12 protein-coding genes are annotated in these 12,857 nt (G+C 65.8%); 7 read left to right on the top strand and 5 right to left on the bottom strand.

The genetic code is table 11. The features are described from left to right. Positions 1-20: 20 nt before the first annotated feature. The 5 genes from ggt to AC58NV_RS12555 all read left to right on the top strand — a co-directional run bounded on the left by ggt (position 21) and on the right by AC58NV_RS12555 (position 8,042). Entirely contained in the window at positions 21-1,802 is a 1,782-nt protein-coding gene (ggt, locus tag AC58NV_RS12575) for a gamma-glutamyltransferase (protein WP_497227444.1), read from the top strand. A 150-nt stretch (positions 1,803-1,952) separates the two neighbouring features. Continuing rightward, complete coding sequence (locus AC58NV_RS12570) at positions 1,953-3,356, top strand: FAD-binding oxidoreductase (RefSeq protein WP_497227443.1); 1,404 nt, start codon at positions 1,953-1,955, stop codon at positions 3,354-3,356. Between the two features lie 102 nt (positions 3,357-3,458). Next, complete coding sequence (locus tag AC58NV_RS12565) at positions 3,459-4,472, top strand: VOC family protein (protein ID WP_497227442.1); 1,014 nt, start codon at positions 3,459-3,461, stop codon at positions 4,470-4,472. A gap of 512 nt (positions 4,473-4,984) precedes the next feature. Continuing rightward, positions 4,985-5,317 (top strand): hypothetical protein, encoded by a 333-nt coding sequence (locus tag AC58NV_RS12560; RefSeq protein WP_497227441.1) that lies wholly within the window; start codon positions 4,985-4,987, stop codon positions 5,315-5,317. Between the two features lie 217 nt (positions 5,318-5,534). Beyond that, complete coding sequence (locus AC58NV_RS12555; protein WP_497227440.1) at positions 5,535-8,042, top strand: GcvT family protein; 2,508 nt, start codon at positions 5,535-5,537, stop codon at positions 8,040-8,042. Between the two features lie 145 nt (positions 8,043-8,187). On the opposite strand, the gene AC58NV_RS12550 is transcribed toward AC58NV_RS12555, so the two are convergent. Further along, positions 8,188-8,604, bottom strand: coding sequence for a VOC family protein (locus tag AC58NV_RS12550; RefSeq protein WP_497227439.1), 417 nt, complete (start codon positions 8,602-8,604; stop codon positions 8,188-8,190). 249 nt (positions 8,605-8,853) lie between these two features. Here AC58NV_RS12550 and AC58NV_RS12545 point away from each other — a divergent pair, with 249 nt between their 5' ends. Further along, entirely contained in the window at positions 8,854-9,450 is a 597-nt protein-coding gene (locus AC58NV_RS12545) for a class I SAM-dependent DNA methyltransferase (RefSeq protein ID WP_497227438.1), read from the top strand. A 365-nt stretch (positions 9,451-9,815) separates the two neighbouring features. On the opposite strand, the gene AC58NV_RS12540 is transcribed toward AC58NV_RS12545, so the two are convergent. Beyond that, the gene (locus AC58NV_RS12540) at positions 9,816-10,004 is read right to left on the bottom strand and encodes a hypothetical protein (protein WP_366660809.1); all 189 of its coding nucleotides are present in this window, start codon (positions 10,002-10,004) and stop codon (positions 9,816-9,818) included. Positions 10,005-10,186: 182 nt separating this feature from the next. Between AC58NV_RS12540 and AC58NV_RS12535 the strand changes: the two genes are divergently transcribed. Continuing rightward, positions 10,187-11,092 carry a LytTR family DNA-binding domain-containing protein gene (locus AC58NV_RS12535; protein ID WP_497227437.1) on the top strand — a complete coding sequence of 302 codons (906 nt, stop codon included), beginning with the start codon at positions 10,187-10,189 and terminating at the stop codon, positions 11,090-11,092. A gap of 140 nt (positions 11,093-11,232) precedes the next feature. On the opposite strand, the gene AC58NV_RS12530 is transcribed toward AC58NV_RS12535, so the two are convergent. The 3 genes from AC58NV_RS12530 to AC58NV_RS12520 form a co-directional block, all read right to left on the bottom strand. Continuing rightward, the gene (locus AC58NV_RS12530) at positions 11,233-11,823 is read right to left on the bottom strand and encodes an HD domain-containing protein (protein WP_497227436.1); all 591 of its coding nucleotides are present in this window, start codon (positions 11,821-11,823) and stop codon (positions 11,233-11,235) included. Between the two features lie 239 nt (positions 11,824-12,062). Continuing rightward, positions 12,063-12,362 carry a hypothetical protein gene (locus tag AC58NV_RS12525; protein ID WP_497227435.1) on the bottom strand — a complete coding sequence of 100 codons (300 nt, stop codon included), beginning with the start codon at positions 12,360-12,362 and terminating at the stop codon, positions 12,063-12,065. 123 nt (positions 12,363-12,485) lie between these two features. Further along, positions 12,486-12,821, bottom strand: a complete 336-nt coding sequence (locus AC58NV_RS12520; RefSeq protein ID WP_497227434.1) for a carboxymuconolactone decarboxylase family protein — start codon at positions 12,819-12,821, stop codon at positions 12,486-12,488. Between the last annotated feature and the right edge of the window lie 36 nt (positions 12,822-12,857).

Below are 12,857 nucleotides of genomic sequence, written 5' to 3'. Positions count from 1 at the left end.
GTTTTTAGGGAGGACTTTTCATGAAGTATCTGATTCTGGCCGGTGCCGCGCTCGCTGCAGGTCCTGCCGTTGCGCAGGAGGCCGCAGATGCGGTGGCCCCCGAGGCCGCAACCACCGGCGCCTTTGAGGCGATTTCCCCCGAAGTGGCCGCCGCGCTGGAGGCCAAGGCAAGCGGCGAAGCGGTTGAAGCCGATAACTGGATGGTCGCCGCCGCCAACCCACATGCGGTGGAGGCCGGCGCTGCGGTCTTGCGCGCAGGCGGCAGTGCGGCGGATGCGATGGTGGCGGTGCAGACCGTGCTGGGGCTGGTGGAGCCGCAGTCCTCGGGTCTCGGCGGCGGCGCCTTTCTGGTCTGGTATGACGCCGCAACGGGCGATCTGATCACGCTGGACGGGCGCGAAACCGCGCCGCTGGCTGCCACGCCGACCCTGTTTCAGGATGAAAACGGCGAGCCGCTGAAGTTCTTCGACGCGGTGGTTGGCGGCCGTTCCGTCGGCACGCCCGGCACGCCCGCACTGCTGGAGGCGGCGCACCGCCGCTGGGGCCGCGCCAACTGGCCGTCTCTGTTTGAACCGGCGATCAAGCTGGCAGAGGAGGGGTTTGCCGTCTCGCCGCGTCTGGCCGCGCTGGTGGAGGCCGATGCCGAGCGGCTGGCGCGCGCGCCCGCGACAGCCGCCTATTTCCTGCCGGAGGGCGAGCCGATTGCCGAGGGCGCAACGCTGCTGAACCCCGGCTATGCCGCCACTCTGCACGCGCTGGCAGAGGGCGGGGCGGGGGCGTTCTATTCCGGCCCCATCGCAGCAGAGATCGTGCGCGCCGTGACTGGCGCCGAGGGCAACCCCGGTGTGCTGTCCGCCACCGATCTTGCGCTCTATCAGGTCAAGGAACGCCCGGCGGTCTGCGCCGCCTACCGCGATTTCGAGGCCTGCGGCATGGGGCCGCCGTCCTCCGGCGCGCTGACCGTGGGGCAGATCCTTGGGATGCTGGGCAACTACGATCTGGCGGCGCTGGGGGCGGAAAGCGCAGAGGCCTGGCGGCTGATCGGCGACGCCTCCCGCCTCGCCTTTGCCGACCGGGGCCGCTACATGGCCGACAGTGACTATGTGCCGGTGCCCAGCAGCGGGCTGGTGGCGGCGGATTACCTGGCTGCGCGGGCAGAGCTCTTGCAGGGGGACGACGCGCTGCCCGAGGTGGCGCCGGGTGCGCCCGAGTTCGACCATGCGCTGATGCTGGCGGATGACGAGTCGATCGAGCTACCCTCGACCTCCCACATCTCCATCGTCGACCAGTACGGCAACGTGCTGTCGATGACCACGACCATCGAGAACGCCTTTGGCTCGCGGCTGATGGCGGGCGGGTTCCTGTTGAATAATGAGCTGACGGATTTCTCCTTCCGCACCCATGCGGACGGCGTGCCGATTGCCAACCGGCTGGAGCCGGGCAAGCGGCCGCGGTCCTCTATGGCGCCGACCATTGTGCTGAAGGACGGCAAGCCGGTGCTGGCCATCGGCTCCCCCGGCGGCAGCCGCATCATCGGTTATGTGGCGAAGTCGATCATCGCCTGGGCCGACTGGGGGATGGATATCCAAGCGGCGCTGGCGATGCCGCATCTGGTGAACCGCTTTGGCACCTATGATGTGGAAGCAGGCAGCAGCGCAGAGGACCTGTCGGAGGCGCTGACGGAGATGGGCTATGAGGTGGAGGCCCGCGACCTGACCTCCGGCCTGCATGCGATTGAGATCGGCGAAGGGCTGAAGGGGGCCGCCGACCCGAGGCGCGAGGGGATTGCGCTGGGCGGCTAAGGGTTCCGCCCGGTCTGCCGGCCGGGCGCTGCCCGCAGTGCAATGCGGGAGAGCTACGGGGTTCTGGGTATTGCTTGCCCTCGAGCCACGCGCGTAGGTTAACAGGTGAATTGTCCAGGGGCCGGCGCCCCGCTGCCAGGGGAGGCCGCCATGGTCCAAGCCACATCACTGCCGCGCAACGAGGCCGGGATTGCCGCCGCCATCGAGGCGCTGTCCGGGCAGTTCGGCGACCGGCTGCAAACCGGCCAGGCGATCTGCGAGCAGCACGGCCACACCACCACCTGGATCACCAACCAGGCCCCGGACGCGGTGGTGTTCCCGACCTCCACCGAAGAGGTGGCGGAGATCGTCAAGGTCTGCGCCGAACACGGCGTGCCGGTCATTCCCTTCGGCACCGGCACCTCGCTGGAGGGGCATGTGAACGCGCCCGCCGGCGGCATCTGCGTCGACATGATGCGGATGGACAAGATCCTGGCGGTCCATGCCGAGGACCTCGACGTGGTGGTGCAGCCCGGCGTTACCCGCGAGCAGCTGAACACCTATCTGCGCGACCAGGGCCTGTTCTTCCCCATCGATCCCGGCGCCAACGCCTCGCTCGGCGGCATGGCTGCGACCCGCGCCTCGGGCACCAACGCAGTGCGGTACGGCACCATGAAGGACAATGTGCTGGGTTTGGAGGCGGTGATGGCCGACGGCGCCGTGATCCGCACCGCGCAAAGGGCCAAGAAGTCCTCCGCCGGATACGATCTCACACGCCTGCTGGTCGGCAGCGAGGGGACGCTGGGCCTGATCACCGAACTCACCCTCAAATTGCAGGGCATCCCGGAGGCGATCCGCTCCGCCCGCTGTTCCTTCCGCAGCGTGGATGACGCCTGCCGCGCGGTGATGATGACCATCCAGTACGGCATCCCTGTCGCCCGGATCGAGCTGCTGGATGCGCTCAGCGTGCGAGCCGCCAATGCCTATTCCGGGCTCGACCTGCCGGAAACGCCGCTCTTGCTGCTGGAATTCCACGGCTCCGACGCGGGCGTGGTGGAGCAATCGGACATGTTCGCCTCCATCGCCGGGGAATTCGGCGGTTTCGACATCGCCGCCACCTCGACGCCCGAGGAGCGCAGCAAGCTCTGGCAGGCGCGCCATGACATGTACTGGGCCTGCCTGCAGCTGCGCCCAAGCGCCAAGGGGATCTCCACCGATGTCTGCGTGCCGATCTCCAAGCTGGCGGAATGCGTTGCCGCTGCACGGGAAAAGGCCGAAAACATGGGGCTGCTGGCGCCGATGGTCGGCCATGTGGGCGACGGCAACTTCCACGCGCTGCTGCTCATCGACATGGAGAGCGGCGCGGAACGCCAGAAGGCGGACGAGTACATCGGCTGGCTGAACGAGATGGCGATCGGGATGGACGGCACCTGCACCGGTGAGCACGGCATCGGCCAGGGCAAGCGCCCCTACCTGCAGCAGGAACTGGGCGAGGCCACCCGTTACATGGCGGCGATCAAGGCGGCGCTGGATCCGGAGAACATCATGAACCCCGGGAAGATCGTCGAGATGTAGGCAACCTGCCCGCCGCGGCTGCAAAACAGCAAGAATTGTGTGTTCTGATTGCGCTCTGCAATGCCTAGATCAAGGTCAGGCACAACAAGGGGGCAGGCCTTCATGACCATCGGGCATTTCATCTGGACGGATCTTTCCACCTTCGACATGGCGCTGGCGCGCAAGACCTATGCGGATCTGTTCGGCTGGTCTTTCGGCGGCGATGGCGGCTACGACTTCGCCCGGGACAAGGCGCAGGCTGCCGCGGCGGTGTTTCCGATGCCGGAGTATCTGGCCAGGATAAACATGCCCTCCTTCTGGATGTCCTATGTGCATGTCGAGGATCTGGACGCCAGGGTCGAAGCCGCCCGCCGCCACGAGGGCGCGATCATCGAGATCGAGCCGCAGCCGTTTGACGAACACAGCCGCATCGCGCTGGTGCGCGATCCCTCCGGCGCCGGTTTCACCATGGTGGAGGGCAGCAGCCTTGCGCCGCCTCAAGGGCCGCCGCAGCCCGGCCATGTGCTCCGCCGCTGCCACCACCTGCCGGACGTGGGGCTGATCGAGGGGTTCTATAAAGACCTGTTCGGCTGGACCTTCCATAAGACCGCGGAGGCGCCCTGGCCGGTCTACGATATCCGCCACCCGGACGGCAGCCTGGTGGCCATCGCCGAGGAGGTGCCGGAAGAAATCCGCGGCAAGTTCCGCTACTGGATGCCCTGTTTTGCCGTCCGCTCGCTGGATGAGGCAAGGCAGACGCTGTCCGCGCTGGGCGGCGAGGTCACGGTGGAGCTGCCGGACGGCCGCCTGATGGGGGCCGATCCGCAGGGCGCGGCTTTCATGATCCGGGCGCCGGAGGCTGAAGACGGCACCGGTGCCAAGGCCCGGCAGGGCGCCAGGTTGCCGTGGAAGGCCACGCTGGGCCTGCTGTGCATCTGGCTGGCGGTGGTGCTGGATATCCCGCTGTTCTGGGGCGTGCTCTTCCTGCTCTGGAGCTGGCCCGCGCTGCGCACGGGGCGCGCCGATTTCATTGAACCCGTCCGCCGCAGCACCCATCCGCTGCTGTTCTGGGGGCTGACCGGCACTTGGATCGGGCTGAGCCTCTGGGTGATTGCCGGGGCGCTGGCCGCGTTGTAGCCCGCGCCCGCAGCAGCGGGCGGGAATTTGAGTATTTGGGCAAAGAAGAAGCCCAGCCCCGTCTCTTCTTCTTTGCAGAAATAATCCCTGCGGCACAGCCGCCGCAAAGACAACGGCCCAAGGTGTTGCGCACCTGGCGTACGCTGGCCTCACCTGATCTTAAGTTGCCAATGTCACACTCTCCCCTGATCGCGATCATTGCCGGGCCTGACACCCCCGGCACCCAGGAACAGGGCCCTTTGGCAAGGGCGCGCAGAGACAACGTTCAGCGTGCGGGAGGAACCTCCCGTCCCGCCTCCGCCGCTTGGCGGCGCCGCCACTCCTAACCGCTGGCCACAGTATATGAGGCACAGACCAGACAGCAGCAGGCAGCAACCGGCAGGGCAGGGCCCCTGGCCGGGTAGTCGCAATTGCACCGGCTTTTCCCCGAAATGCCGGAATACTGCCGCAATTCTGCGCCAGGTTCGAACCTGAGGTGAACAGCAAGGCACATGCGGACCCGGAGGGCAGAGATGGGACTGAAGAAAGCGATGGGCATTCTGGTGTTCAGCATCCAGGGCGTGGTCGGCTATGACTACTATATCCAGACCCGCGATGCCGGCCTCAGTTGGGGCGATCTCAGCGCCACTGATTACGGCACCATCGTGCAGGAGCGCATCGCCCGCACCCGTGCCGCCAGGGACCGCGCCGGCCTTGACGGCCAGGATGACGGCCAGTCGGTCTGGAGCGAGGCCGCCAGCTATGGCAAGAGCCTGCTTGGCGACGGCGAGCAGGTGGCACAGGCCGGGGCGGAGGAGGCCGTGCAGCCCGTCTGCATCCGGCGCGGAAATGTTGCCGACTGCTGAACCGGCCAAGACAGCCTGAAACCGAACAGCAGGGGGCCGCGGCCCCCTTTTGCTTGCGCAGAAAAACGCCATTCCCGGCAAAACCGGCGCCAGAATCCGGTATGCTGTGGCGCGCAAGGTCGGTTTTGGGTGTTTTTGCGTCGGCCTGATTTTGCGCGGATTTCAATGCGCGGGCATAACCACTGCCAAGAATCTCATTAAGCTGGAGAGCGGGAGAATGAAAACCCAAGTCAAAGCACTTGTTGTTGGCGGCGGCGCCGTCGGCACCTCGATTGCCTATCACCTGGCCAAAGCCGGCTGGGAAGACGTCATGCTGATCGAGCGTGACGAGCTGACCTCCGGCTCGACCTGGCACGCGGCCGGCCTGCTGCCGCTGTTCAACATGTCCTATGCGACCACCCACATCCACAAGTACTCGGTCGATTTCTACAAGACCCTGGAAGAGGAAACCGGCCTGAACGCAGGTTTCGCCGTGGTGGGCAACCTGCGCATGGCGCAGACCCAGGAGCGCATGGACGAATACATGCTCTATGCCTCCACCGCAGAGACCTGCGACGTGGATTATGAGTGGCTGACCCCGGATCAGATCAAGGAGCGCTGGCCGCTGATCGAGACCGGCGACCTGAAAGGTGCGATCTACCACACCGAGGACGGCTACATTAACCCCGCCGACGTGACCCAGGCGATGGCCAAGGGCGCCCGTCAGCGCGGCGTCGATATCGTCCGCAAGATGCAGGCCGATGCTTTCCATTGGAATGGCACCCACTGGGAAGTCACCTGCACCAAGATGGTCGAGAAGGGCGGCAACCTGGTCCCCTCCGATGAGCAGGTGGTGATCACCGCCGAGCACGTCGTGACCGCATCCGGCAACCACGCGCAGCGCACCGCCAAGATGCTGGGCATCAAGATGCCGGCGATCCCGGTCGAGCACACCTTCATCGTCATGGACAAGGACCCCGAGCTGGTCAAATGGCGTGAAGCGGGCAACCCCGAGCACCCCGTTGTGCGCGACGCCGACAACGAATCCTATGCCCGCGAAGAGCGCGGCGGCTGGATCCTGGGCATCTACGAGCGCGGCGCACCGGCACAGTTCGAGCACGGCGTGCCGGACAGCTTCCGCGCTGACCTGTTCCCGCTGGACCTGGACCGGATCGCCGAGCAGTACATGGCGATGGCAGAGCGCGTTCCGTCCTGTGCCGAAAGCGGCCTCAAGGACGACTTCAACGGCCCGATCTGCTACACCCCCGACGGCAACCCGCTGGTCGGCCCGGCGCCGGGCCTGCGCAACATGTGGCTGGCAGAGGGCTTCTCCTTCGGCATCACCGCCGCAGGCGGCACCGGCTACTACCTGGCGCAGATGATGGTGAACGGCGAGGCCGAGATCGACATGGCGTCGCTCGACCCGAAACGCTACTCCTCCAACTGGATGACCACCGAGTTCGCGGCCCGCAAGAACGAAGAGTGCTATGAGCACGTCTACATCCTGCACCACCCGGACGAAGAGCGCGAAGCCTGCCGTCCGCTGCGCACCGCACCGGCCTACGACCGCCAGAAGGCCCGCGGCGCACAGTTCGGCTGGGTCAACGGCTGGGAACGCCCGAACTACTTCGGCCCCGTCGATGCGCCTGACAACTACGACCACGACGCCCGCTCCTTCCGCCGCGGCGGCTGGTGGCAGCATGCCGTGGACGAAGCCAAAGCCGTGCGTGAAGGCGTTGGCCTGATCGACGCGACCGCCTTCACCAAGCATGTCGTCAAGGGCCCCGGTGCCACCCAGTTCCTGGACTGGTTCACCTGCAACAAGCTGCCGAAGGTCGGCCGCATCAACCTGACCTACGCGCTGACCGCATTCGGCACCACCCGGACCGAATACACCATCGTGCGCAACGGCGAGAACAACTACTACCTGGTCTCCGCCGGTGCCTGGTCCGAGTATGACGCCGACTTCCTGCGCAAGGCGGCCGAGGACAAGATGGAGGAGTTCGGCTACATCGAGATCCAGGACGTGACCACCCAGTGGGGCGTGTTCGCCATTGCAGGCCCCAAGTCCCGCGATGTGCTGAAAGAGGTGATCGTCGACGCAGATCCGGAAACCGCGCTGTCGAACAAGCGCTTCCCCTGGCTGTCGGCCAAGCAGATCGAACTGGGCATGTGCCCGGTCAACGCGATCCGCGTTGCCTACACCGGTGAACTGGGCTGGGAACTGCATCACCCGATCGAGATGCAGAACTACCTGTTCGACCTGCTGGAGAAGGCTGGCGAGAAGCACGGCATGAAGCTGGTCGGCGCCCGCGCCCAGAACTGGCTGCGCCAGGAGAAATCCTACCGCGCCTTCGGCAACGAACTGGGCCGCGACGCGACCCCGCTGGAAGCCGACCTGCCGCGCTTTGTCGACCTGGAGAAGGACTTCCACGGCAAGGACAAACTGGTCGAGACCGGCGTCCGCGTGAAGTGCTGCACCCTGCTGATCGACGGCCCGGCGGACGCCGATCCCTGGGGCCGCGAGGCGCTTTATGCCGAAGACGGCACCCGTGTGGGCCGCCTGACCTCCGGCGGCTACTCGGTGGCCTTCGAGAAATCCATCGGCATGGGCTACGTGAAGCCCGACTACGCGGTGGAAGGCACCAAGCTGCAGGTCAAGATCCAGGACAAGCTGTGGGATGCGGTCGTTACCTGCGACAGCCCCTACGATCCGAAGAACGAGACCATCCGTCAGAACGGCTAAGGTCTGACGGATTAGATGAGAAAGCCCCGGCCGGAGTGCCGGGGCTTTTTTTGTTGGGTATGGCTAGGCGAACGTAGGGAAAAGGGCGGTTTAGAGACTATTCACCTGTCTAGCGCGCCCCGGTGGATGGCATTTTCTACCCGCCCTATCCGTCGCGCCCCGGCTCGTTCGGATCGCTGGAGAGCAGCGCGATCTTGTTGCCCTGCGGGTCGCGCAGGTAGCCGGCATAGAAGCGAGGCCCGTAAGAGGCGCGGAAGCCCGGCCGGCCTTCGTCCGATCCGCCTGCGGCAAGCGCGGCGGCGTGCAGGTCGCGCACCTGCTGTTGATTGCGGGCCTGGAAAGCGACCATCGACCCGTTTCCAGCCGAGGCCGGGCTGCCGTCGAAGGCTGGTTTGACATAGAAATCCGGCAGAACCGGTGACTGGCCCGGCGCAACGGGCAGCGTGAAACTCAATCCATCAGGCCCTTCCTCCAGCGCGTAACCAAGCGCGGGCGGGAGCGCGGAATAGAACCGTTTTGCCTGTGCAATATCATTCGCGCCGACCGTGACATAAGCAATCATGCTGCGGCTCCTTTCCGGAAGTCCGGGCGTTGCGGCAACATTACCGCATTCGGGCGGCCCGGCAACCGCTCACATCTTCTGCCGCCGCGCGTTCGAAAGCGTCAGCCCGGCGGGGCAAGCAGGCGCGCTCCCGGCGGTTTTGTCTCGATTCCAGGTGAAACTGGCGCGGCTCCCCAGCCCCTGTTGACGACGCCCGCGTACCGCTTCACTGTCCCGGGTCTGAGACACCGAAACAGGGCACGCAGGCAGATGAGCGACGACTGGAACGATTACGCGGACGGATGGGACGGCAACAGCGATGTCCGCCATTATGCCACCCGGGCCTTTGCCGCGCTCGACGCCTTGGCCGGCATCACCGGCGGCGGCTGGCACGACAAGCGGGTGCTGGACTTCGGCTGTGGCACCGGGCTGTTGAGCGGGAAACTGGCGCCGCATGTGCAGGAGGTGGTGGCCACCGACACCTCGGAGCGGATGATTGCGGTGCTGGAGGAGAAGGCGCTGCCCAATGTGCGGGCGCTGCATACGGACATTCTCGACGGCAGCGCCGCCGCAGACGGGTTAACCGGCTTTGACCTGATCTGCGCCTCCTCCGTCTGCAGCTTCCTGCCGGACTACGCGGGCGCCGTGGCGGCGCTGGCGGGCCTTTTGAACCGCGGCGGGATGTTCGTGCAGTGGGACTGGCTGGCCCGGGAGGAAGGCTCCTCCGGGCTGACCGTGCAGCAGGTGCGGGAGGCGCTCCGCGATGCCGGCCTTGGTGCGATCCGCGTGGAGCAGGCCTTCGGGATGGAGAGCGGCGGCCAGGCAATGCCGGTGCTGATGGGATCGGGCGTCCGCCAGAACGGCTGACAGGCAGCCGAAGGGCGCAGGCCCCCGTGGCGCCGCGCTGCACGCGGCGCAACCATTCCGGCTGCGGGTGCTGGTGCGTCCCGGCACGGGCGCGTGCCCCGCAAGCGGAGTGTAATGTTGAACAGTGTTTCGGGAGGGGGTTGATTGAGGCGGATTTTACCACAATCAAAGAATTCCGCCAGTGGGAAATTCCGGTCAGTTTCCCTGCGAAAACATGCATCTAACCATTCGCAATCCGGAATGCCTCTGGCTAAGATCATGTGATGGGCAAGAATGGCTTCAGACCGCGGAAACAGGGCCCCGCCGCTGCGGGGCAGGTGTTGCGCCGGCCGCCCGGCAGCCCTTCAGCACCGCAGGCGCAGGGCCTAGTCCCGGCGCGCATCCTGCGGCGGGTAGCTGTCCAAGGCGATCCCGATCCAGCGCAGGGCCGCGGCCAGGGCCGCTTCGGCGGTGTCGCGCGCGGCAGGGTCCGCGCCGGCCGCGAAATAGACCTCCTTGAGACGGGTGAGGTCGGCGGCGGCTTTGTCGAAATCTGCGGGGACGAACTGGCGCATTCTGCAACTGCCATTGACAGGGAAAGGAAATAACGACGGCTAGCGGGTGAGCGCGGAGACAGCTTCCTTTGTGCGGCAATACAAGGAAAGAAGCCATCTCCGGCCACTCATCAACAGACAACCTGATAACGGAGGGGCTGATAGGTTTGGGGACGATCAAGGACAATCTCCAAAGCCGCGAAATGCAGCTTTTTGACATGTTCGGTGAGCCGCCGCAGTTCACGGTACATGAAATGACGCTGGTTTTACGCAGCGGAGTGTTTCTGAAATACGCCGCGGCAGTGGCCGTTCTGCTGACGGCGTTCGACACGCATGGCTACCGGGAGGCAGGGATGCCGCTGGCCGCCAACATGCTGCTTTGGGCGGTCTGCGTCGTGGCATTCATTTCGGTCTATGTGGCGGTGGTGCTGGCCTGGTTCGCGCTGGCACCGGGCGGGCGGCAGCTGCGGATGCTGCGGCTGGTGCCCAATGCGACCGCCATGGCGCTGGTCTCGGTGCTGGTTCTGGCCATGGCGTCGCGCCTTACAGATCTGGAGTTCGGCAGGCGGGTCTTGCTGCAGCATCTGCCCTACAACATTATCCTGAGCTATATCTTCGAAACCCTGATGTTTGTGTTCATCCTGCCGCAGGCCGACGCGGCGCTGGGGCTGGACCTGTACCGGCAGCAGGCCGCAAGCAGCGCGGCGCCCGCGGAAAGGCCGCCCGGGCAAGAGCCGGCGGAGCAGCAGGCCGGCGATGCTGCGGCCGGGTTCAATGGCGCTGCGGTCGTGGTGCTGGGCGGGCAGTCCTTCCGGCTGGATCAGCTGCGCTATGTGAAGTCGGAGGAGCACTATCTGCGGATCTCTGCCGGGGGCAGCGAGCTGACGCTGCGCGGGCGGCTGGCCGATCTTTTGGCGCAGGTGCCGCAGGAGGCGGGTCTGCAGCCGCACCGCTCCTGGTGGGTGGCCCGTGATGCGGTGGCGGGGCTGAAGCGGGGCGGGCAGAGCGATCTGCTGCTGCTGGCGGACGGCAGCGAGGTTCCGGTGGCCCGCGGGCGGCGCATGCATGTGCGGGAGACCGTGCAGGCCTGGCTGGCTGAAGAGAGGTAGGCGGGTGCGCCTGCAGCCCTGACCAGGTACCGGGGATCCTACAGGCGCGAAAGGAAAGCCCCTCCGGCCGGGGGAGCCGGGAGGGGCGCAGCCTGGCTCATGCCAGGGAAAGGGACGCGGAGAGAGGGCGTCCCGAAGTGTCAGTCCTCAGCGGTTTCCGCCAGCTCCATGTGGCCCCAGCCGCGCGACAGCACCTTGCGCAGGATCGGCTCGAAGAATTCCAGCGGCTTGGTCGGATACTCCGGGTCAAAGGCGCATTGGTCGTATTTCTCGCAGAAATACCGGCAGTCCTCCCAATAGGGGCTGTCGCGATACTTGTCGCGCGCGTTGCGGTCGCCGCCGAAGTGGTGGTTGTAGTAGAAGCCCTGGAACACGCAGTGATGCTTGAGGATCCAATGGGTTTTCTCGCTGACATAGGGCTTCATCATCGCCGCCGACAGCTCGCCGTGGTTATAGGGCGACAGGATGTCGCCGACGTCATGCACCAGCGCCGCCACGATGATCTCGTCATCGGCGCCGTCCTCATAGGCGCGGGTCGCGGCCTGCAGGCTGTGCTGGTACCGGTTCACCGGGTAGGGGGTCCAGTCCTCGTCCAGCGAGCGGATGGCGTCGAGGATCCGCTCCGGCAGGGCGGCGTTGTATTCTTCCTCGTATTTCTCCACCGCGGCCCAGTCCTCGGGGGTGGCTTCGGTGAAACTGGTCCAGGTTGGCTTGTGGCTTTTGTCCAGCATCGGCGCGAGTCCTTTGGTTGATCTGCGGACAGCGTAGCGCCTTCGGGCTGGTTAGGGATAACGAATTGATTTGCTCGGACTGATCGGAAAAATAGTTCGCTGTTCAGATCGGCGCCGATGCACCCTTTCCGGCGGTTGAGGCCGCCGGCAGTTTTCACCGCGGGGCGCTGATTTTCGCCCCGGACCGCCGTCAGCGACCGGACCGGGGCGCGGCAGAGCAGCGCGCCGCAGCCGGTGCTTCAGGCTGTCAGTTCGTCAAATCGGTCCATCGCCCGGGCGGCCCCCATCATGGCAAGCGGCCCGGCGGCATCGATGGATTTCTGCAGCGCTTCGCAAAACGCGGCGCGGGGTGTTCCGCTGTTCACCAGAACGTCTGTCTGGATGCTGATGCAGCCGGGGCAGCCCAGGGCGACGGCCAGCTCCAGCACCGCCAGTTCTGCCTTTCTGGAGGCCGCGCTGCCATCCGGGACCGGGTCCGGCTCAGCCCCGGCGGGGAGAGGCGGGCTGGCCAGCGGCGCCTCGGGATCACCATGCAACATCACTTTCAGGTCCTGCTTTACGTAAGGTCAGCAGGAGCTGTAGCGGAGCCGGGCGCAGCCGCCTTGATCCAGGTCAGGCAGCTGGAAATTCCGCAACCGGCGCCGCTTGAGAGCGGCGGCTGATCAGCGGGTCAGCTGGTCGTAGCACTCCATCGCCTTGGCGGCGTACATCATCGCCGGGCCGCCGCCCATCTGGATCGACATCGCCAGCACGTCGCCGACCTCGGCGCGGCTGGCGCCGGATTTGACCAGCGCCTCGACATGCAGGCCGATGCAATCATTGCAGCGCAGCGCCACCGCGATCCCCAGGGCGACGAATTCCTTCTGCTTGAACTCCAGCACGCCGCCCTGCTTCACCGCCTTGCCAAGAGCACCGAAGGCCTGCGCGGTTTCCGGGATCGCGCCGTTCAGATTGCGCAGGCCCTTGCGGGTTTCACCGAGTTTCTCGTGCCAGTCCATGTGCTGTTCCCTCAATAATATATTCGGTTTACTGAA

The sequence above is a fragment of the Leisingera sp. ANG49 genome, from assembly GCF_059694505.1.
This window is presented reverse-complemented; position numbering and strand designations above follow the sequence as displayed.